Raw genomic sequence first — 21,103 nt, 5'->3', positions numbered from 1 at the left:
CGTTAATGCCGGAAGTGGCGCATGCCCGTGAACAGCATGGCGATGCCGGCTTCGTCGGCGGCCGCGATGACTTCATCGTCGCGGATCGAGCCGCCCGGCTGGATTACGGCGGCGACGCCAGCTTCGGCCGCGGTGTCGATGCCGTCGCGGAAGGGGAAGAAGGCATCGGAGGCCATCACGGAACCGGCGACCTCGAGCCCGGCGTCTGCGGCTTTCTGGCGCGCGATGCGGGCAGAATCCACGCGGCTCATCTGGCCGGCGCCAACGCCCACGGTCGCGCCGTCGCGCGCATAGACGATGGCATTGGATTTCACGTATTTGGCCACGCGCCATGCGAACAGCAGATCCTGAAGCTGTTCGCCGGTGGGCTCGGTCTTCGTGACGGCCTTGAGCTGGCTGCGGTCGAGCAACTGGTCGTCGTCGTCCTGAACCAGCAGGCCGCCCGCGATCGGTTTGACCACGAGCCCGCCTTTATCGCTCTTGCGCCACGGCCCGGTGATGAGTACGCGCAGGTTCTTCTTTTTCGAGAACACGGCGAGCGCGTCTTCAGTAATCGCCGGGGCCAGGATGACCTCGGCGAACTGGTTGGACACGATCGCCTCGGCGGTGTCTGCGCCGAGCTCGGCGTTGAAGGCCAGAATACCGCCGAACGACGAGACCGGATCGGTCGCAAAGGCGCGCCGGTAGGCGCTGGTGAGATCGGGAGCGACGGCCACGCCGCACGGATTGGCATGCTTGACGATGACGCAGGCCGGGGCCTGATCGAAGGCCTTGACGCAAGACAGCGCGGCATCGGCATCGGCGAGGTTGTTGTAGGACAACGGCTTGCCCTGCACGACCTTAGCGTCGACCAGGCTGGCCTCGGTATGCCGGCCGTCAGCATAGAGTGCGGCGCGCTGATGCGGGTTCTCGCCGTAGCGCAGATCCGTACGCTTGGTGTAGACCGGCGCATAGCGGGCGGGCAGCGCGTCGGCCTGGGCGTTGCCCGGCGATGCGTCTTCACCGGCCAGATAGGCGGCAATGGCACGATCGTAGCCCGCGGTGTGGGCGAAGCCCTTGGCGGCGAGCCGGCGGCGCGTGGTCTCGCGGGCGCCGCCGTGTTGGGCCAGGTCGTCGAGCACGGCCGCGTAGTCGGCGCCATCGACCACGAGCGTCACGTCGGCGTGATTCTTTGCCGCGGCCCGTAGCATGGCCGGTCCGCCGATATCGATGGTCTCGATGGCGGTCGCGCGATCGGTATCCGGCTTGGCGATGGTCTGCTCGAACGGATAGAGGTTGACCACCACCAGATCGATCGGCGCGATCTCCTGTTCGGCCATGACCGCATCGTCGGTGCCACGTCGGCCCAGGATGCCGCCGTGGATCTTCGGGTGCAGCGTTTTTACGCGGCCGTCCATGATCTCGGGCGCGCCGGTATGCGACGACACGTCGGTGACCGTCACGCCGGCCTCACGCAGCATGCGTGCGGTGCCGCCGGTCGACAGAATTTCGACGCCGTGATCCTCGGCCAGCGCGCGGGCGAAGTCGGCCACGCCGGTCTTGTCGGAGACGCTGATCAAAGCGCGGCGAATCGGGGCGACGGTATCAGTCGAGGTCATGGCGTTAAGATCGTTGCAGACAAAAAAACCCGCGGCGCGGGTCGGACGAGCGCGCCGCGAGGCGGGTGATTAATCGAGATTGTAACTGCGCAGTTTCTTGCGCAGCGTGCCGCGGTTGATGCCGAGCATGGTCGCGGCCTTGGATTGGTTGCCGCGGTTGTATTCGAGCACGCGCTCCAGCAGCGGGCGTTCGACCTGCTCGAGCACCATGCGATACAGGTCGGTCGGGGGCGCACTGCCGTTCAACGACTCGAAATAACGGTCGAGACTCGCCCCGACGTAGTGACTCAGCGGCTGAGCGTTGTCATCGTCGGCGTCGGCTTGGCGCATCCGTGTCATCAGCCTAGTGGGAACAGCGCGGAACTATAACGGCAATCGCGGTCCAGCAAAAGCCGACTATTGGCGGTGTCGGGACGCAGCGACAGCCCGCTGGCCCACCAGTCGGGCCCAATCGTCTTCCACGACCGGGGCCTCGAACGTGAATGCGGGGTCGTACGCGGCCATGACGTCGTCGATCTGGCGCGTGAGCAAGCCCGCCAGCACTACCGGCGCGCCGGGCGCGGCCAGCTCGGTGAGCGTCGGTGCGAGCGCGATTAGCGGCTTGGCGAGAATATTGGCCAGCACGATATCGAACGGACTGCCGTCGATTGCATCCATCGGCGGCGTCTGGATGACATCGGACACATCGTTGCGGGCGGCATTCTCGCGCGTGGCACGCACTGCCTGATCGTCGATGTCGACCGCCACCACTTCCGTCGCGCCCAGTCGCGCGGCCGCGATCGCCAGGATGCCGGAGCCACAGCCGTAATCGACCACGCGCCGGCCGGTCAGATCCTGTGCGGCGAGCCATTGCAGGCACAGTCTGGTAGTCGGGTGCGTGCCGGTGCCAAAAGCCAGGCCGGGGTCCAGACGAACGATGATGGCATCGTCATCGGCGTCCACCTCGGCGCTATGCGGCGCGATCCAGAGCCGATCGCCGAACACCAGCGGCGGGTGCTCGGCCAGCCACGCGCTGGCCCAGTCCTGGTTTTCCAGCGTTTCGGTCGCGATTTCGACGTCGTCACCGAGCGCCTCCGTCATCGCGGCCACGATGGGCTCGGCCAGCGTGCCCTGGGTGAACAGGCCGACCACGCGGGCGCGCTGGAATGCCGGCTGGCTGTTCGGGCTTTCCTCGACGGTCAGATCATCGCCGGCATCGAGTTCCGTCACCGCCTCGGCGTCGAATTGCTCGAATACCGCTTCGGCGAGCTGGGTCCGATGGGTGGTGACGGTGATCTGCAGCCAGGCGATGCTCACTCGCTAGCCCTTGCCCAGACGTTCGCGGATCTTCTTCTCGAGCCAGTGGATCGACACGCCACCGGCGGCGAAGTCCGGATCGTTCATGATCCACTCGTGCAGCGCCAGGTTGGTGTGAATGCCTTCCACGACCATTTCCGACAGCGCCATATCCATGCGCGCCCGGGCCGCGTCACGCGTATCGCCGTGCGCGATGAGCTTGCCGATCAGCGAATCGTAATACGGCGGCACGGTATAGCCGGCATACATATGGCTGTCCATGCGAATACCGGGGCCGCCGGGGGCGTGGTACTGCGTGATCTTGCCGGGCGAGGGTGCGAACGTCTCCGGATGCTCGGCGTTGACGCGGCACTCGATGGCATGCCCGCGAATGACGATATCGTCCTGCGTATAGCGCAGCTTCTCGCCGGCGGCCACGCGTAGCTGTTCGGCGACCAGATCCACGCCGGTGACCATTTCGGTGACCGGATGCTCGACCTGGATACGCGTGTTCATTTCGATGAAATGGAACTCGCCGTTCTCGTACAGGAACTCGAACGTGCCCGCGCCGCGGTAGCCGATGCGCTTGCAGGCCTCCACGCACAGGCCGCCGATGTGCTCGCGCTGCTCGGGCGTGATGCCCGGCGCCGGCGATTCCTCGACCACCTTCTGGTGACGACGCTGCGGCGAGCAGTCGCGCTCGCCCAGGTGAATCGCGTTGCCGTGCGTGTCGCACAGCACCTGGACTTCCACATGCCGCGGCAACTCCAGGTATTTCTCCATGTAGACCTGCGGGTTGCCGAACGCGCTGGCCGCCTCGCGCCGCGCCATGTCGACCGCGCCGGCCAGATCGTCCGGCTCGTAGACCACGTGCATGCCGCGGCCGCCGCCGCCGCCCACGGCCTTGATGATGACCGGATAACCGATGCGATCGGCGATCTCGCGGTTTTCCACATCGTCGGCGGTCAGCGGCTTGCCCGAGCCGGGCACGCAGGGCACGCCGGCCGCCATCATCTCCTGAATGGCCGACGTTTTATCGCCCATCAAGCGGATGGTTTCGGCTTTTGGCCCGATGAAAGTGAAGCCCGACTGCTCGACCGACTCGGCGAAATCGGCGTTCTCCGAAAGAAAGCCGTAGCCCGGATGGATCGCCGTGGCGCCGGCCACTTCGGCCGTGCTCATCAGCGTGGCCATGTTCAGATAGCTCGCAGCGGCCGAAGGCGGACCAATGCACACCGCCTCTTCGGCCAGCAGTACGTGCTTCTGATCGCGATCGGCCGAGGAGTAGGCGGCAATCACGGGGATATCGAGCTGACGACAGGCGCGCAGGATGCGTAGCGCGATTTCGCCGCGGTTGGCGATGAGAACCTTGTCCAGCATGTGTGAACCTCGGGTCAGGTCGGGACGCGCAACAGACAGACGTTCCGCGCCGACGCGTTGTGCTTGCGGGTGTAGCCGTAGGTTCGCGGCAAGTGCCGCGCGCGGCGCTCGAGAAATGCGCCGCGGCGCTGCATCACTTGATCACGAACAACGGCTGATCGTATTCGACCGGCTGACCGTTCTCGACCAGGATCTCGCTGACGGTACCGGAAATTTCGGCCTCGATCTGGTTGAGCATCTTCATCGCTTCGATGATGCACACCGTATCGTTTGGGCCGACTCGGTCGCCGACTTCGACGAACGATTTGGCGTCGGGCGCCGGGGCGCGATAGAACGTGCCGACCATGGGCGAACGGATAATATGCCCCTCGTGGGCGGGTTCGCTGCCGCCGCCTGCCGGCGCGGCTTCGGCGGCCGACCCGTGATCGGCTGCCGGAGCCGGCGGCGGGGCCGTCATGTAGGCGGCTGGCGGCGCGCTCGGCTGGCTACCGGCCGGCGGATAACGACCGATGCGGACCGACTCTTCGCCCTCGGTGATTTCCAGCTCGGCGATGCCGGAATCCTCGACCAGCTCGATCAGTTTCTTTAGTTTTCGGATATCCATGGCGTGTCGATTCGCTCCTGTCGGCACGGCGCGCCGGTAGCCCCGGCGACTTGGGGTGTCACTAAAACGGCTGCCGTGCGCCTTCCCGCGTGTGTCTGCGACAAAGTGTGCCGCATGGTCGGGCGTGGCACAACTAGCGTAAGGTCGATCGCCGCCGTTCGCCGCCGTATTGTCGGACATTCGCCGACGTTCGGACATTTTGTATGGCGTGATCACAGCGCATCAATGCACGTCGCGGCCCGGATCGCCGCGGTTTTGTGTCGGCTTCGACGCCGAATGGGGGCAATCGGCACAGAATGGTGCGCTTTTCCGGCCACACGAGCCAATCGACGCAAGATGCCCGACGTTCGGGCCGGAATCGGTGTCGCGATGTGCGGCTTGCGGCTTGCTGCATGCGTGTTCGAGCCGCTTCCGGGACGTTGGCTGCCCGCAGGCTGAGGTGTCGATCTTGCGCGTGCATCGCGGTGCCACCGGGCTGCGCTCGAGCACACGCATGCTGCGCGAGTACCATGATGACCGATCGCGACTGCCGGGGACGAACAAACGAGGCGCGTCACGGCGGCAACGCGTGAGTCATGCTTCAGCCGTCTATGGTGTGGATCGCGTCGATCAAGCTCGTTTTGTCGACCGTGCCGACCAGACGACGGCTGGGTTTGTCCGCCGTCGCACCGCCCGAGTAAAACAGCAGTGTGGGCGGGCCGAAGACGTTAAGATTCTGCAGGCGCTCTCGTTGTGCCGGGTCGTAGGCGGTGACGTCGAACTGGATGGCGGCTACCCGGGACAGCGCCTGTCGCACCGACGGGTCGGCGAATACGGTGTGCTGCATGCGCACGCAATCCACGCACCAGTCGGCATAGACATCGACCACGGCCGGGCGCCCGGCGCGGCGCGCGGCCGCCAGCGCCTGCGAAAGCTGGGCCGGCGTGGTCACCTGCTCGAACGGTGATGCCCGGGTGGCCGCCGTGCGATTGCCGGAGGCAACGCCGGCCAGGGGCGCCGTAGGTCGCCCGTCGCCGATCGACCAACCCGCGCCCGCCAGAGCCGCGTAGCCGAACAGCGCGGCCACCGCCATGCGTTTGAGTACGGTGGTGGTGGTCGAGATCGTCGCGCGGGTCGACAGATAGGCACCGTACGCCAGGGCCAAGGCGCCCCAGGCGGCGAGCGCGATGCCCGGTGCGGCCAGGCGCAGCGCCAGCCAGAGCCCGATGGCGGCCAGCAGTACGCCGAAGAAAACCCGGATTTCAATCATCCAAGGGCCACTGCGCGGCAATACGCCGACGCCGAATACCGCAAGCGCGATCAGGGGCGCGCCGATGCCGAGCCCCAGACAAAACAAGGCAAGCGCGCCGGTCAGCACGTTGCCGCTCGACGAGATATACAGCAGCGCGCCGGCCAGCGGTGGCGCGAGACAAGGCCCGGCGATCAGCGCGGCCAGAAACCCCAGAGCGGCCGCGCCGGTCAGCCCGCCGCCGATATTCAAGGCAGCCAGACGCGATCGCACACCGGCGGGGATCTGGAGCTCGAACCAGCCGAAACTCGCGGCGGCCAGGATGGCGAATAGCGCCGCGAACGGCAGCAATATCGTCGGCCGTTGCAGCCACGCCTGCAGATTGGCGCCAAAGTAGCCCGCGATCAGCCCGAACAGACCGTACGCCAGTGCCATCGCGAAAACATAGGCGCCCGTGAGAGCGGCCGCGCGGCGGCGCGAATGATCGCGGGTGCCGAGCATGCCGGCGACGATGGGAATCATCGGCAGGATGCAGGGCGTGAACGCCAGTCCGATGCCGAGCACGAAGAACAGTGCCATCGTGTACCACAGATCGGCCCGGCCGAGCGCGGCAGCAAGGTCGGCGCTGCGGTCGCCGGTATCCGCCGGGGCCGCGGTATCGTGGCGCGTCCGAGGCTCGGCCTGCGCGACGGCGGTCTCCGACGGCGGGGGCGGCAGGGTCAGCGTGTCGTGTTGCGGCGGATAACACAGCCCGACGTCGGCACAGCCTTGATAGGTCACCTGCAATCGGGCGCCCGGTGGTTGCGGGCCGATCATCGGAATACTCACCTGCAATCGATGGCGATAGGTCTCCACCGAACCGAAGTAGGGATCGCGATGTTTGTGCCCGGGCGGTATCTGCGGCGTGCCCAGCCGGGCGCTGCCGCCGTCGACCAGCTTGAAGTCCAGCGCGTGGCGATACAGATACGTACCGTCCGCGATCCGCCAGGACACGACCAGCATATGCGGGCCCGATCGCTGGATGCTGGGTTGAAACGCTTGATCCGCCGGCAGCGGTGATTCGTCCGCATGCGCCACACGCAGGCCGGCGCCGGCGATCAGCAGTACGGCAAGGAACAGCGCGAGCGCGACAGCTGCGCCGAACGGCGATCGGCGCATCAACGCGTCTGGTCGAGTAGCCAGTTCATATAGGCCGGCGCACCGTCGACGATCGGCAGGGCGATGCGCTCGGGGACGTCGTCGGGATGCAGTTCGGCCAGCCGGGCATCGATGGCATCGAGACGCGCCCGCCGTGTCTTGATCACCAGCAGCCATTCGGCATCGGTTTCCACTTGGCCTTGCCAGCGATAAACCGATTCCACGCCGGACACGATATTCACGCAGGCGGCCTCATGATGCTCGATCAGTGCGGCCGCGATCGCGCGGGCGGTCTCGTTATCGGGCGTGGTGACGTATACAACGACGGCATCGTCTGTGGTGTCGGTCATGGTTCGGCTCCGTGATCTTGAGCGGGCACGGGTTCGTGACCATATACCACGCGTCGGGGGCGGTCGATGGCCGCGCCGATGCAGTGCGAGCGTGCGCTGCTACAATCGCGTCCACGCAATAAAAGGAGAACGTCATGGGTCTGAGATTGGGCGATACCGCGCCGAACTTCACCGCGGATACCACGGAAGGCGAAATCGATTTTCACGAGTGGCTCGGCGATAGCTGGGGCGTACTGATGTCGCACCCGGCCGATTTCACGCCGGTGTGCACCACCGAAATCGGCGCCACCGCCAAGCTGTCCGACGAGTTTGCCAAGCGCAATGCCAAACCGATTGTCGTGTCGGTCGATTCGGTCGAAGACCACAAGGCCTGGTCGAAGGACATCGAGGAAACCCAGGGCTGTGCGCCGACCTTCCCGATCATCGGCGATACCGACCGCAAGGTGGCCGAGCTCTACGACATGATCCATCCGAACGAGGGCGATACCTCGACGGTGCGCAGCGTGTTCGTGATCGATCCGAACAAGAAGATTCGTCTGACGCTGACTTATCCGAAGAGCGCCGGTCGCAACTTTGCCGAGATTCTGCGCGTTATCGATTCGCTGCAGCTGACCGATAATTACAAGGTCACCACGCCGGCCAACTGGCAGAACGGCGACGACGTGATTATTTCGCCGGCGCTGTCGAACGAAGAAGCGAAGCAGTATTTCCCCGAGGGCTGGAACGAACTCAAGCCCTATCTGCGGATGACCAAACAGCCGAATCGCTGATTCCGCGTTCGATCCGCTGGTTCAAAAAACGGCGTCTCCGGGCGCCGTTTTTTTGTGCGCGGCGCAGACGCGACGGTATATTGAGGCGCCTTTTATTTACCAGCCGGAGCGATCATGGCCGCCGACGACAATCAGCCCCAACCGAGGCGCCGCCGCAGTGAGGTGATCACGCAGGGCACGTCGCGCGCCCCAAACCGCGCGATGCTCCGCGCGATGGGTTATACCGACGAAGACTTCAACAAGCCCATCGTCGGCATCGCCAACGGTTACTCGACTATCACGCCCTGCAACATGGGACTGAACGCACTCGCAGGCCGCGCTGAAGAAGCGCTCGAAACCGGCGGTGCCAAGTCGCAGATGTTCGGCACCGTCACGGTGTCCGACGGCATCTCGATGGGCACGCCGGGCATGAAGTATTCGCTGGTCTCGCGCGAAGTGATCGCCGATGCGGTCGAGACCGCGGTTCAGGCCGAAGCGATGGACGGCGTCATGGCCATTGGTGGCTGCGACAAGAACATGCCGGGCGCGATGATTGCCATCGCGCGCATGAACGTACCGGCCATCTTCGTTTACGGCGGCACGATCAAGCCGGGACACCTCGACGGCGAGGACCTGAATCTGGTCTCCGCGTTCGAAGCGGTCGGGCAGTATGCGGCCGGTCAGATCGATGAGCAGCGCCTGCATCAGGTGGAATGCAATGCCTGTCCGGGGGCGGGCTCCTGTGGCGGCATGTACACCGCCAACAGCATGTCGTCGGCCTTCGAGGCGATGGGCATGAGCCTGCCGTATTCCTCCACGATGGCGGCCGAGGACGCCGAGAAGGCCGACAGCGCGGCCGAGTCCGCGCGTGTCCTGATTCAGGCGATCGAGAAGGACATCAAGCCGCGCGACCTGCTCACCAAGAAAGCATTCGAGAACGCGATTACGCTGATGATGGCCGTGGGCGGTTCCACCAACGCCGTGCTGCATCTGCTGGCGATTGCCCAGGCGGCCGAGGTCGATCTGTCGCTCGACGACTTCGAGCGTATCCGCGCCAAGGTGCCGGTGTTCTGCGACCTCAAGCCCTCGGGACGGTTCGTGGTCACCCAGCTGCATGGCGCGGGCGGGATTCCGCAGGTGATGAAGATGCTGCTCAATGCCGGGCTGCTGCACGGCGATACGCTGACGATCACCGGAGCGACGCTGGCCGAGACGCTGGTCGATGTGCCGGATGAGCCGCCGACGTATCAGAAAGTGATCCTTCCGATGGAGCAGGCGCTGTATAAGTCCGGCCATCTGGCGATCCTGCGCGGCAACCTGGCCGAGGAAGGTGCGGTGGCGAAGATCACCGGCCTGAAGAAACCGGCGATCACCGGTCCGGCGCGGGTGTTTGATTCGGAAGAAGAGGCCATGGCGGCGATTCTTGATGAATCGATCGTCGCTGGCGACGTCGTGGTGATCCGCTACGAAGGCCCGAAGGGTGGCCCTGGAATGCGCGAGATGTTGTCGCCCACCTCGGCGCTCATCGGGCGCGGTCTGGGTGAGAAGGTCGGCCTGATCACCGACGGCCGCTTCTCGGGCGGCACCTACGGCATGGTGGTCGGCCATGTCGCGCCGGAAGCCGCGGTCGGTGGCGGCATTGCGCTGGTCGAGGAAGGCGACACCATCATCATCGATGCCAACGAGCGCAAGCTGCATCTCGATGTCGACGACGACGAGCTGCAGCGCCGGCGTGCGGCATGGGCACCGCGTCCACCGAATGCCACGCGCGGTGTGCTGGCCAAGTACATGCGTCTGGTCGGCAGTGCTGCGAAAGGCGCGGTCACCGATCAGCCGTTCGAGGACTGAGGCCCATAGCCAGAGCCGAGTGCGAATTCGGCTCGCGGGATCAAAAAAGGCCCGACGATCGATGATCGCCGGGCCTTTTTGCTGTGCACTTTGCTATGCGGTCAGTCGCGAGGTTCGGTGAGCCCCTGCATGGCCTGCAACGCCTTGCGGGCGATGATTGGCCGGGCCGCATCGTAGACCAGCCGGCGCATGCTCGGGCTGGCGGCGATGATCACGCCGGCCGACAGGGCGCCGACCACGGCAATGCCGCTATTGGCTTTCGCCCATTCGGTCGCCCGATCGCCGATTACGGGCCGAAGCTGTTCCTCGATCCGGTTATCGGTGCTGCGATGGGGCGCCAGCCGTTTCGATCGAGCGCGGAGCCGGCCGACGATCACCGCAACCAGCGTGCACACCAGGATCAGGCCGAGCAGGCCCCCGCCGACAATGAGCGCTGCCACGCCCGCGCCAAGCGGCGGGGCAATCAGCCAGAACACGCCGAGCGCGAGGAATACAATGCCGGCGAGTGCGATCAGCATCGCCAGCCACGCCATCATGTGCAGCGATACGGCTGCCGCAATTTTGCTTTTCACGCTCAAGACGGGAAACCTAGCGAAGCAGCTTGCCCAGCACCAGGCCGATACCGAAGGCGGCAAATACACTGGTGAACGGGCGGGCTTCGATTTCGGCGCCGACTTCCTTGCTGCGCTTGCTGGCTTCGCTACGCAAATCGTCGTAGGCATGGCGTGCCTGATTCACGCCGTCCTGATAGCGCTTCTCGCCGGAATGACGAACATGTTCGGCCAGTTCGCGCAGGTCGCTGCGCAGGGCCTCGAGATCTTTCTTGAGGGCGTCGGTATCGCTCATGGGCCAATCCTGTCGTTCATAGCCGTATGGGAAATCCCAGCATAGCGGGCTGATGCAGGGGATGCCATACGTTGGATCACCCAGTCGACAGTTGCTCGATCGGCCTGTTCAGACGAGCGCAAAAAACCGTTCGGCGTTCGCCGTGGTGAGTTGCTCGATGTATTCCGGCGCCACGCCGCGCGCGGCGGCCACGCTGTCCCGCACCCAGGGCAGATTGGCCGGTTCGTTGCGCCGGGTTTTGGGACGGGGGCGGATCGTACGCGGCATGAGATAGGGGCAATCGGTCTCGATCATCAAACGGTCGTCCGGGATATCGGCCGCGGCGTCGTACAGATCGGCGCCGCGGCGCTCATCGCAGATCCAGCCAGTCACGCTGACGTACAGATCTTCGGCCAGATAATCGGTCAGCACGTCGCGCCCGTCGGTAAAGCAGTGCACCACGGCACGCGGCAGATGAGGCAAATGTTCGCGCAGGATAGCGATGAAATCGGCATGCGCGTCGCGCTGGTGCAGAAAGACCGGCATGCCGTGTTCGGCGGCGATGGCGAGCTGTTCGGCGAACACGCGTTGCTGGACATCGCGCGGACTGATGTCACGAAAATAATCGAGCCCGGTTTCGCCGATCGCAACGATATCGCCGGCGGCCGCGGATTCGCGCATTATCGCGGCCAGTTCATCGTTCCAATCGCTGGCATGATGCGGATGCAGGCCCGCGGTCGCGAAACAGCGGCCCGGGTAGCGTCCAGCCAGATCAATGGCGGCCCGATTGCTCGCGAGATCGCTGCCGGTGATGATGCAGCGGGTCACGCCGGCCTCGGCCGCGCGGTCGAGTACCGCGTCGCGGTCGTCGTCGAAGCTTTCGTGGGCGAGGTTGGCCCCGATGTCGATCATGGTCATGCAAGCGCTACGGCGGAACAATCAGGCCGCGTAGTGTAGCGCGCCCGGCAAGCGCCCCGGTCGGTCGTTGCCCCGGGCTTTGCTACACTTCCGCTTCGCCGGTACGGGGGCGACTCAAACACCTGCCCACATCATATTTCGAGGGATGCAATGCTCAATCGTATGACGCGCCGGCTCGTCGTCGCGAGTCTGCTCGGTACGACCCTGCTGTTCTCCGTGGCGGCCAGCGCGGCCACGCAATACGTGAGTGATCAACTGTCGATCAACATGCGTAGCGGTCCGGGCACCAAGTACCGGATCGAGAAACTGCTGGATGCTGGCGACAAACTCGATACGCTCGGTTCCTCGTCCAACGGCTGGACACGGGTGCGGACGTCCTCGGGCAACACCGGCTATGTGCTCACCCGCTTTCTGTCCGATCAGCCGGCCGCGCGCGATCAGGTCGCCGACCTCAAAAACCAGGTCAACCAGCTGCAATCGGACAACGCCGATCTCAAGAAGGAGCTGGCACAGGCGCTGCACGGCTCGGACAAGCTGGGCGAGCTCAAGCGCAACCTGGTGGACGAAAACAAGAAGCTGAAATCGCAGCTGCAGAATATCCGGGAGACCTCGGCCGATGCGATTCGCATCAGCAAGGAGAACGAAAAATATCGCAAGCAACTGATGAGCCTGCGCTCGGATGTCGATCGCCTCAAACACGAGAACCAGGCGTTGCAGTCGCGCCGCGAGGGCATGAAGATCGGCGCGCTGATTCTGTTCGGCGGTATTCTGCTGGGTCTGTTGCTGCCGATGTTCCGACGTCGGCGCGGCAAGGGCAGCTGGGATTCGCTCTGACAACGGCGATACGCCGCGTCGTGCCCACAACTTGATACGCGCCTGACAGGCCGATGGAACACCATCTTTCGCTGTTGCTGATTTCGATCATTGCGCTCGGCGTGTTCTCGCAGTGGATCGCGTGGTGGCTGCGCATGCCCGCGATCGTGCTGTTCCTGGTCTCCGGTGTGGTGGCCGGGCCGGTGCTGGGGTGGATGCATCCGTCCGAGGACATCGGGCCGGTGCTGTCGCCGATCGTGGGCCTCGCGGTCGCCGTGATCCTGTTCGAAGGCGGACTGTCGCTGCGTTTGCATGAATTCAAGGAGGCCGCCTCCGGCGTACGACGGCTGGTCACCCTAGGTTCGATGCTGGCTTGGGGGCTGTATTCGACCGCCGCCTACTTAGTCGGCGCGCTGAGCCTGCCGGTGTCGCTGCTGTTCGGCGCCATTCTGGTGGTCACCGGCCCGACCGTGATCATTCCCATGCTGCGCCAGGCCGGATTGAACCGGCGCACGGCGTCGTATCTGAAGTGGGAAGGCATCATCAACGACCCGATCGGCGCGCTGCTCGCGGTTCTGGTGTTCCAGTACTTTGTGCTGTCGGGGGCCTATCCGGGCGGCGGGGCCCAGGTGTTCTTCGAGCTGGGCCTGGCGATCCTGATTTCGCTAGCGCTTGGTGGCGGGGTGGCGTGGCTGCTGGGCTGGGCGTTCAACCATATCTGGGTACCGGAATATCTGAAGGCGCCGTTGACCATTGCCTGCGTGCTCGTGATCTACGGTCTGGCCAGCGAGATATTCGCCGAGGCCGGATTGCTCGCGGTGACCGTGATGGGCATGGTGCTCGGCAACATGAACGTCGCCGGCATGGCCGAACTGCGGCGGTTCAAGGAGTACGTCACCATCCTGTTGGTGTCGTCGGTGTTCATCGTGCTCACGGCCGATCTCGATCCGAAGGTGCTGCGTCATCTGGATTGGCATGCCGCCGCTCTGGTCGCGGTGGTGCTGTTCGTCGCCCGGCCGGTGGCAGTGTTCCTGGCTACGATGTTCACCGACATGGAATGGCGCGATCGCTTGCTGGTGGGCTGGATCGCCCCGCGCGGCATCGTGGCCGCGGCCGTGGCCGGTGTGTTCGCGCCGACGCTGATCCAGGCCGGCTATGGCGGCGCCCAGCAACTCCTGCCGCTGATCTTCGCCATCGTGTTCGCGTCGGTCATTCTGCACGGCTTTTCGTTGGGCCGGATCGCGCGCTGGCTGCGGCTATCGGTGGAGCCCAACGGCGTGCTGATTGTCGGCGCGTCGCCGTGGTCGACCGAACTCGCCAGAGCTTTGTCCAATGAGCTGCATGTCCAGGTGCTGCTGGTGGATTCGTCCTGGCATCGCCTGCGTACGGCGCGGCTGGCGGGCGTGCGTGTGCTCTACGGCGAAGTGCTGTCCGAGACCATCCAGCAATCACTGGAACTCAACGAGATCGCCTGCATGCTGGCGGCGACCAGCAACGATGCCTACAACGCGCTGGTGTGTTCGCATTTCTCCAACAGCCTGGAACATGATCGCGTGTTCCAGCTGCCGATGTATGCCGCCGACGAAAACAACGATTCCAAGGTCGTCGCGCGTCCGCTACGCGGCCGGCCGGCCTTCGACGAGTCCGCGCAGTACGAAGAACTCTGGCGCCATCATTTCCAGAACTGGCAGTTCTACAAGACCAAGTTGACCGAGAACTACGGCTACGACGATCTCAAGCGCGACCGCTCGCCGGAGGCGATTCCCATTGCCGTACTGCACGACGACAAGACGCTGTTGTTGTCGCCGGCCGCCGGCGGCGCGCGGCCGGATATCGGCGATACCATCATCTATTACGCCCCCAAGCGAACCGACGAGGATCGGCGCCGGGCCCGCGCCGAACGCGCCGAGGCCGCGAGCATCCGCTCGGCGGCAGGCAACGGGGCATCCGAAGAAAGTGACAAGGAGTCTTCATGAGCAAGCTGGCGTGGCCGGACGAGGGCAGTGCAAGCGGATTCATCGACGGCCCGGACGGGGCGCTGGAGGTCGATGTCGAGCTGCCCCGAGGCGAGCCGCGAGGGTTCATCGTTGTGGCCCATCCGCACCCGCAGCAGGGCGGCACCAAGGACAACAAAGTGGTCTACATGACGGCTCGTGGTGCGCGCGAGGCCGGCTTCGCGACCCTGCGCTTCAACTTCCGCGATACCGGGCGCAGCGAAGGCACCTACGATGAAGGCCGGGGCGAGCAGGACGATCTGCGCGCGGTGCGCGACTGGGCCGCCGAGCATTCGGGGCTCGCACTCGGCGGGTTGGCCGGGTTTTCCTTCGGTTCGGCGGCCGCGCTGCGTGTCGCGGCCGCCGATGGGGCCCCCAATCTCGTGACCATCGGCTTGCCGTCGGCTTACTTCGACGAGGCGTTGCCGCGGCCGGATTGCGACTGGCTCGCCCTGTTCGGTGATCAGGACGACGTGATCGACGTGCACGCCTCGATCGCGGCGGTGAGGAAACTTGAACCGGCGGTTGATGTCCAGGTCATGGAAGGTGCGGGCCATTTTCTGCACGGACGCCTGAGTGATCTGCGCAAGCGGGTCGAGACGTTCTGGGCCGGCCGATAAACCGCGAAAGGAATACACCGATGGGATTGTTCGATCGACTGAAGGAGGCGATCCAGCCGCACGATGCCGCCGCGCGCGACCCGCAGCGCGCCCAGCAGATCGCGGCCTCCGTACTGTTGCTGGAAATGGCGCATGCCGACAACAACCACGACCCGGCCGAATACGATGAGATCCGGCGCCAGCTCAAGGCGCATTTCGGCTTGTCCGACGGCGAGGTCGAGGAGCTGATCGCCGCCGCGGCGCCAAAAGCGCGGGCCTCCGTCTCGCTCTACGAGTACCTCAAGACCCTCAACGAGGGGCTCGATATGGACGAAAAACGCGAGGTGCTGGAAATGCTGTGGCGGGTCGCCTATGCCGACAACGAGCTGGATGCCCATGAAGAGCATCTGCTGCGCGATCTGGCCGAGTTGCTCTATCTACCGCACGAACAGTTCATCAAGGCCAAGTTCGCGGTGACCGGCGAGTCGATCTAAGAGCCTATTCCAATAGGACGGCGTGGGCTGCGCTGCTCTAGCTGCCGCCGCGCAGCTGATACAGCGCGATTTCGCCCAGCAGATTCGGCGCCAGGCGCATCGCGGCATGCGCCCGGTGCGCGTGGTTCACGAAATGTCGCCGCACGATCTCCACGCGCTTGGTGGCACACAGCTGCTCGAAGTCGCGCACCGTGCACAGATGGATGTTCGGCGTGTTGTACCAGCGATTCGGCAGGGCGCGCGATGACGGCATCACGCCGTACCAGGACAGGCTCAGGCGCATGCGCCAGTGGGCGAAGTTGGGGAATGTGACGATCGAGTCGCGGCCGATACGCAGCATCTCGTCGATCAGCACGTGGGGCTGCTGGACTTCCTGGATCGCCGAGCTCATCACGACGTAATCAAAGCTGTCGTCCTCGAACTGACCGAGGCCGGCGTCGAGGTCGAGCTGGAGCACGTTCACGCCGGCCGCGATCGAGGCGATGACGTTGTCCGGGTCGATCTCCAGCCCGTAGCCGCGCACATTCTTGGTGGCCTCGAGATGAGCGAGCAGGGCGCCGTTACCGCAGCCCAGATCGAGCACGCGCGTGCCTGGGGCAATCCAGTCCGAAATGAGCGCCAGATCGGCGCGAAGGCCGTCGCGGGTCGGCGTGCTGAGCGTATTCATGCGCCGACCTCGGCCGCGACGCGGCTCATGTAAGCCTTCATGGTGTTCGCGTAGTGCGGCATGGTCAGCAGAAAATCGTCGTGGCCGAGATCGGACTCAACCTCGGCATAGGCGACCTGCTTGCCGGCGTCGACCAGCGCATCGACGATCTCGCGCGAGCGGGCCGGGGCGAAGCGCCAGTCGGACGTGAACGAGATGACCAGAAAACGCGCCGTGGCCGGCTCGAAGGCCTCGGCCAGCCGGCCGCCGGTTTCGTAGGCCGGATCGAAATAATCCAACGCCTTGGTCATCAGCAGATAGGTGTTGGCGTCGAAACGCGTCACGAATGATTCGCCCTGGTAGCGCAGATACGACTCGACCTGGAACTCGACGTCGAAGCCGTAGTTGATTCGCCCGGCGCGCAGGTCGCGTCCGAACTTGGCGCGCATGGCATCGTCGGACAGATAGGTGATATGGCCGAGCATGCGGGCCAGCATCAAACCGCGGCGCGGAACCACACCTTTTTCGTAGTAACGGCCTTCGTGGAAATCGGGGTCCGTGACGATGGCTTGGCGCGCAATTTCGTTAAAAGCGATGTTTTGCGCCGACAGCTTCGGCGCTGAAGCAATCACCACGGCGTGCGCCACCCGGTCGGGGTAGTCGATCGACCACTGCATGACCTGCATGCCGCCGAGGCTGCCGCCGACGACCGCGGCCCAGCGATCGATGCCCAGATGCGCGCGCAGCAGGTTCTGCGAGCGCACCCAGTCGCCGACCGTGACCACCGGAAAATCCGGGCCGTAATGGCGTCCGGTTTCGGGGTTGGTGCTGCCTGGGCCGGTCGAGCCGTTGTAGCAGCCGAGATTGGCCGATGACACCACGAAGAAGCGATTGGTATCGATCATCTTCCCGGGGCCGATGCACTTGTTCCACCAGCCCGGCTTGGCGTCGTTTTCGCTGTGATAACCCGCGGCGTGGTGGTTGCCCGACAGCGCGTGGCAGATCAGCACCGCGTTGGAGCGGTCGGCATTGAGCGTGCCGTAGGTTTCGTAGACCAGATTGAACTGCGACAGCTGCTTACCGCAGTCGAGGTCCAGCGGGTCGTCGACGTGCAGCGTCTGTGGCTCGACGAGTCCGATCGAATGGGCGGTGGCCTCCATCGACATCGTCCTAACGGAACAGCCCCGGCAGCGGCAGCAGGCGCGAGACGACTTCCAACGCGATGATGACCACCAGCGGCGACAGATCGAGCCCGCCGATGGTTGGGATCACGCCGCGCACCGGCCGCAGCAGTGGTTCGTTGATGGTGAACAGAATCGCGGTCGCGGGCGAATACTGGTTCGGCGAAATCCAGGACATCAGGGCCTGGATCAGGATGGTGAAGAAATACAGATTACAGACCAGCGTGGCCATCTTGAGGATGGCCCAGGCCACGGAGGGCAGCAGCTGCGGCCCGAAGCCGGGCGCGCCGAGCGCCAGATCGATCTGAATCAGGATGTAGGACAGAATCAGGCCGAACACGAGGGCCGGCACGTCCCAGTTGCGCCAGCGCGGGATCACGCGGCGCAGCACGTTCACCGGCGTGCGCGTTGTCTGCCACACGAACTGCGAGATCGGGTTGCGAAAATCAGCGTGGACCAGCTGCAGGATCACGCGCAGCAGCACCACGATGATGTAGAGCGACAACACCGTATCGACGAGGAACAGCAGCGCGTTGTTGGTGTGATCGATCATCAGTAGGGTCTGTTGTTGTTTCGTACCAGGCCGCGCCAAGCGCTGTTGTGCGGCAAGACGAGGCGTAGCGAGCGTGGTGTAGCCATCCTACGCGAGAGAGTTACAACGCTGTATTGCCGCACAACAGCGCTCGTCCCTTCGGCTTGGGTCGCAAATCGTGCCCCGCGGCGTTGCGAATCTGAGGCTTCGCGTGCCCAGAGTCGGCGACTCGCGTCTTGCCGGACACGATTTGCGGTCTCCAGCACGGTACTCGGACGAAGCATCAGCAGACCCTATCCGTCGGACAGATCGCGGGCGAGCTCGGATGCGCGGTCGCTTGCCGCGTGCATGGCGCCGGCCACGAGCTTGTCGAGGTCGCCGGCTTCGAAATGGTTGAGCGCAGCCGCCGTGGTACCGCCCTTGGAGGTGACCTTGGCCCGCAGGGTGGCCGGGTCGTCGCCGGATTCGGTGGCCATGCGGGCCGCGCCGAGCGCGGTTTGGAGCACGAGTTCACGCGCGGCGGTTTCATCCAGCCCGAGGTCGCGTGCGCCGGCAATCATCGCCTCCATGAAGGCAAAGAAATAAGCCGGACCGCTGCCGGACGTCGCGATCACGGCATCGATAAGCGACTCGTCGTCGACCCAGGCGTTGATGCCGGCGGTGGCCATGATGTCGTCAGCGAGCTGACGCTGCTCGGTGGTGGCGACTTCGTCGGCATACAATCCGGTCGCGCCCACGCCCAGCAGCGACGGGGTGTTGGGCATACAGCGTACGTACGCGAAATCGGCACCGAGCCACCGGCGCAGGGCGGACAGTGGGATGCCGGCAGCGATCGACAGAATCAGTGGCCGCGCATCCTCGAATACGGGCGCCAGCGCGCGCGCCGTCTCGGCCATCACCTGCGGTTTGACCGCGAGCACCACGGCGTCGGCAGCGCGCAGATGCGAGCTCTCGGCCTGCGCGACGGTCTGGACGCCGTATTGCTCGCTCAGGCGTTCGCGCTTGTCGGCGTTGTGATCGACCACGGTGATGGCGTCGCCGGACCAGCCGGCATGGCGCAGACCGCTGATCAGGCTGGTCGTCATGTTGCCGCCGCCAATGAATACAATGCTCTGCATCATGCCCCTCGCATTGTGGGACCGTAGGCTGTTATCGACCGCGTATCGAATGCTCGAATGGCGCGGCCGGCCCTGGCCATGATCATGGATCCGCCGCCGACTCGAATAGGGGCGCCGGACTTGACTGCCTAAATGGCGGGCATGATACGCCAAGCAACGGGATGCGGGCGAGTGGTCGTGGTCGCGGCCGCGTCAAAGGTTTAGCATGGGGCGTTTTTCCAAGCCGTGTGCGCCATGAACAGTAGCCTTAAACAGACCGCTCTCAGCGGTTCGGCCCCGGCCGTCGATGTCGGCGATGCCGAGTATCTCAAGCGGATCAATGCGGCGCGGGTCTACGACGTGGCGATTGAAACGCCGTTGGTCGAGGCCGCCCAGTTGAGCGCGCGGATTGGCAATCGGCTGTTTCTCAAGCGCGAGGATCTCCAGCCGGTGCATTCGTTCAAGCTGCGCGGCGCCTACAACAAGATCTCGCATCTGACCGAAGAAGAGAAGGCGCGCGGCGTGATCTGTGCGTCGGCCGGCAATCATGCGCAGGGCGTGGCGCTGGCGGGGCGTAATCTCGGCATTCGCGCGGTGATCGTCATGCCGCGGACTACGCCGCAGATCAAGGTGAGCGCAGTCGCGGGATTCGGCGGCGAGATTGTCCTGCACGGCGACGGCTATGACGAAGCCGCGGCGCATGCCGCTGAACTCATGGAACGTGACGGGCTGGTCTACATCCACCCGTATGACGATCCCTACGTGATCGCCGGGCAGGGCACCATCGGCATGGAGATCGTGCGCCAGCATCCACAGCCGATCCACGCCGTGTTCGTCTGCGTCGGCGGCGGCGGCATGCTGGCCGGCGTGGCGGCGTATATCAAGAGCGTGCGCCCGGATATCCGCGTGATCGGGGTGGAGCCCGAGGATGCGGCCAGCATGGGGGCGTCGTTGGCCGCTGGCGAGCGTGTCGCGCTGGACGAGGTCGGCCTGTTCGCCGACGGCGTGGCGGTAAAGAAAGTGGGCGAGGAAACCTTCCGCGTCTGCCAGCGCCACGTCGATGCGATGATGACTGTCTCCATCGACGAGATGTGTGCCGCGATCCGCGATGTGTATGAAGACACGCGCGCACTCACCGAGCCGGCCGGGGTGCTGGCCGTGGCCGGCGCGAAGAAATACGCGGCCGAAACCGGCATCGAGAACGAAGACCTGGTGGCCATCACCTCCGGCGCCAACGTCAATTTCGATCGCTTGTCCTACATCGCTGAACGAGCGGAGCTGGGCGAACAGCGCGAAGCTTTGCTCGCGGTGACCATGCCGGAGAAACCCGGCTCGTTCCTGCAGTTCTGTCGCACCATCGGTGATCGCTCGATTACCGAATTCGGCTATCGCTATGCTGACGACAGTCGTGCGCAGATCTTTGCCGGCATCAAGCTTACCAACGGTATCGCCGAACGCGACGCGCTTATCGATACGCTCCAGAACGCGGGCTACGACGTGTTGGATATGTCGCGCAACGAGATGGCCAAGCTGCATGTACGCCACATGGTCGGCGGTCGTGCGGCCGGCGCGGGCTCAGAGGTGCTGTTCCGGGTCGAGTTCCCGGAGCGTCCCGGTGCGTTGCTACGTTTCCTGGAGGCCATGGGCGATCGCTGGAACATCTCTCTGTTCCACTATCGCAACCATGGTCACGCCCACGGGCTCGTGCTTCTGGGCATCCAGGTTGCGCTCGAGGATCGTGCGGCCTGTCGCGCCGCGCTCGATTCCATCGGCTACGATTATGCCGAGGAAACCGACAACCCGGTCTATCAGCGCTTCCTGCAGGCCGGCTGACG

21 protein-coding genes are annotated in these 21,103 nt (G+C 64.7%); 7 read left to right on the top strand and 14 right to left on the bottom strand.

Going from position 1 to position 21,103, the window contains the following annotated elements; translation table 11 throughout:
• Positions 1 to 2 precede the first annotated feature (2 nt).
• From purH to cutA, 7 genes are all read right to left on the bottom strand, one after another.
• A complete protein-coding gene (gene purH / locus C41B8_RS10240; RefSeq protein WP_037337470.1) occupies positions 3 to 1,598 on the bottom strand; it encodes a bifunctional phosphoribosylaminoimidazolecarboxamide formyltransferase/IMP cyclohydrolase in 1,596 nt (531 codons plus the stop codon).
• Between the two features lie 69 nt (positions 1,599 to 1,667).
• A complete protein-coding gene (gene fis, locus C41B8_RS10235) occupies positions 1,668 to 1,928 on the bottom strand; it encodes a DNA-binding transcriptional regulator Fis (protein ID WP_037337550.1) in 261 nt (86 codons plus the stop codon).
• 66 nt (positions 1,929 to 1,994) lie between these two features.
• Complete coding sequence (gene prmA / locus C41B8_RS10230; protein WP_051883365.1) at positions 1,995 to 2,894, bottom strand: 50S ribosomal protein L11 methyltransferase; 900 nt, start codon at positions 2,892 to 2,894, stop codon at positions 1,995 to 1,997.
• A 3-nt stretch (positions 2,895 to 2,897) separates the two neighbouring features.
• The gene (gene accC, locus C41B8_RS10225; protein WP_037337467.1) at positions 2,898 to 4,253 is read right to left on the bottom strand and encodes an acetyl-CoA carboxylase biotin carboxylase subunit; all 1,356 of its coding nucleotides are present in this window, start codon (positions 4,251 to 4,253) and stop codon (positions 2,898 to 2,900) included.
• 133 nt (positions 4,254 to 4,386) lie between these two features.
• Positions 4,387 to 4,857, bottom strand: coding sequence for an acetyl-CoA carboxylase biotin carboxyl carrier protein (gene accB / locus C41B8_RS10220; RefSeq protein ID WP_037337464.1), 471 nt, complete (start codon positions 4,855 to 4,857; stop codon positions 4,387 to 4,389).
• 580 nt (positions 4,858 to 5,437) lie between these two features.
• On the bottom strand, positions 5,438 to 7,243 hold the full coding sequence (gene dsbD, locus C41B8_RS10210) for a protein-disulfide reductase DsbD (protein WP_051883364.1): 1,806 nt from the start codon (positions 7,241 to 7,243) through the stop codon (positions 5,438 to 5,440).
• On the bottom strand, positions 7,243 to 7,572 hold the full coding sequence (gene cutA / locus C41B8_RS10205; protein WP_037337459.1) for a divalent-cation tolerance protein CutA: 330 nt from the start codon (positions 7,570 to 7,572) through the stop codon (positions 7,243 to 7,245). The genes dsbD and cutA overlap by 1 nt, the downstream gene beginning before the upstream one ends.
• 134 nt (positions 7,573 to 7,706) lie before the next feature.
• On the opposite strand from cutA, the gene C41B8_RS10200 reads away from it, so the two are divergent.
• Entirely contained in the window at positions 7,707 to 8,342 is a 636-nt protein-coding gene (locus C41B8_RS10200; protein WP_037337456.1) for a peroxiredoxin, read from the top strand.
• A gap of 114 nt (positions 8,343 to 8,456) precedes the next feature.
• The gene (gene ilvD, locus C41B8_RS10195) at positions 8,457 to 10,169 is read left to right on the top strand and encodes a dihydroxy-acid dehydratase (protein WP_051883363.1); all 1,713 of its coding nucleotides are present in this window, start codon (positions 8,457 to 8,459) and stop codon (positions 10,167 to 10,169) included.
• A 101-nt stretch (positions 10,170 to 10,270) separates the two neighbouring features.
• Here the strand turns inward: ilvD and C41B8_RS10190 are convergent, their stop codons facing one another.
• From C41B8_RS10190 to C41B8_RS10180, 3 genes are all read right to left on the bottom strand, one after another.
• Positions 10,271 to 10,741: a hypothetical protein gene (locus tag C41B8_RS10190; RefSeq protein ID WP_232226039.1), complete on the bottom strand. Its 471-nt coding sequence runs from the start codon at positions 10,739 to 10,741 to the stop codon at positions 10,271 to 10,273.
• A 16-nt stretch (positions 10,742 to 10,757) separates the two neighbouring features.
• On the bottom strand, positions 10,758 to 11,015 hold the full coding sequence (locus C41B8_RS10185) for an ElaB/YgaM/YqjD family protein (protein ID WP_037337450.1): 258 nt from the start codon (positions 11,013 to 11,015) through the stop codon (positions 10,758 to 10,760).
• A 108-nt stretch (positions 11,016 to 11,123) separates the two neighbouring features.
• Positions 11,124 to 11,912 (bottom strand): TatD family hydrolase, encoded by a 789-nt coding sequence (locus C41B8_RS10180; protein ID WP_037337447.1) that lies wholly within the window; start codon positions 11,910 to 11,912, stop codon positions 11,124 to 11,126.
• 150 nt (positions 11,913 to 12,062) lie between these two features.
• Here C41B8_RS10180 and C41B8_RS10175 point away from each other — a divergent pair, with 150 nt between their 5' ends.
• From C41B8_RS10175 to C41B8_RS10160, 4 genes are read left to right on the top strand one after another with little or no spacing between them, the layout of a single operon-like run.
• Complete coding sequence (locus C41B8_RS10175; RefSeq protein WP_037337444.1) at positions 12,063 to 12,746, top strand: TIGR04211 family SH3 domain-containing protein; 684 nt, start codon at positions 12,063 to 12,065, stop codon at positions 12,744 to 12,746.
• A gap of 53 nt (positions 12,747 to 12,799) precedes the next feature.
• On the top strand, positions 12,800 to 14,701 hold the full coding sequence (locus C41B8_RS10170; RefSeq protein WP_037337442.1) for a cation:proton antiporter: 1,902 nt from the start codon (positions 12,800 to 12,802) through the stop codon (positions 14,699 to 14,701).
• Positions 14,698 to 15,339 carry an alpha/beta hydrolase gene (locus C41B8_RS10165; RefSeq protein ID WP_037337439.1) on the top strand — a complete coding sequence of 214 codons (642 nt, stop codon included), beginning with the start codon at positions 14,698 to 14,700 and terminating at the stop codon, positions 15,337 to 15,339. The genes C41B8_RS10170 and C41B8_RS10165 overlap by 4 nt, the downstream gene beginning before the upstream one ends.
• A 20-nt stretch (positions 15,340 to 15,359) precedes the next feature.
• The gene (locus C41B8_RS10160) at positions 15,360 to 15,812 is read left to right on the top strand and encodes a tellurite resistance TerB family protein (RefSeq protein ID WP_051883362.1); all 453 of its coding nucleotides are present in this window, start codon (positions 15,360 to 15,362) and stop codon (positions 15,810 to 15,812) included.
• A gap of 37 nt (positions 15,813 to 15,849) precedes the next feature.
• Here the strand turns inward: C41B8_RS10160 and metW are convergent, their stop codons facing one another.
• The 4 genes from metW to proC form a co-directional block, all read right to left on the bottom strand.
• A complete protein-coding gene (gene metW, locus C41B8_RS10155; RefSeq protein ID WP_037337437.1) occupies positions 15,850 to 16,479 on the bottom strand; it encodes a methionine biosynthesis protein MetW in 630 nt (209 codons plus the stop codon).
• Positions 16,476 to 17,624, bottom strand: coding sequence for a homoserine O-succinyltransferase MetX (gene metX / locus C41B8_RS10150; protein ID WP_037337434.1), 1,149 nt, complete (start codon positions 17,622 to 17,624; stop codon positions 16,476 to 16,478). Before metX ends, metW begins: the two co-directional genes overlap by 4 nt.
• Positions 17,625 to 17,628: 4 nt before the next feature.
• Positions 17,629 to 18,192, bottom strand: coding sequence for a YggT family protein (locus tag C41B8_RS10145; protein ID WP_037337432.1), 564 nt, complete (start codon positions 18,190 to 18,192; stop codon positions 17,629 to 17,631).
• A 272-nt stretch (positions 18,193 to 18,464) separates the two neighbouring features.
• On the bottom strand, positions 18,465 to 19,292 hold the full coding sequence (gene proC / locus C41B8_RS10140) for a pyrroline-5-carboxylate reductase (RefSeq protein ID WP_037337430.1): 828 nt from the start codon (positions 19,290 to 19,292) through the stop codon (positions 18,465 to 18,467).
• Positions 19,293 to 19,523: 231 nt separating this feature from the next.
• Here proC and ilvA point away from each other — a divergent pair, with 231 nt between their 5' ends.
• A complete protein-coding gene (ilvA, locus tag C41B8_RS10135) occupies positions 19,524 to 21,101 on the top strand; it encodes a threonine ammonia-lyase, biosynthetic (RefSeq protein WP_084188803.1) in 1,578 nt (525 codons plus the stop codon).
• Positions 21,102 to 21,103 lie beyond the last annotated feature (2 nt).

Origin of the sequence: Salinisphaera hydrothermalis C41B8, assembly GCF_000732535.1 — a bacterium.
Classification (GTDB): Bacteria; Pseudomonadota; Gammaproteobacteria; order Nevskiales; family Salinisphaeraceae; genus Salinisphaera; species Salinisphaera hydrothermalis.
This window is presented reverse-complemented; position numbering and strand designations above follow the sequence as displayed.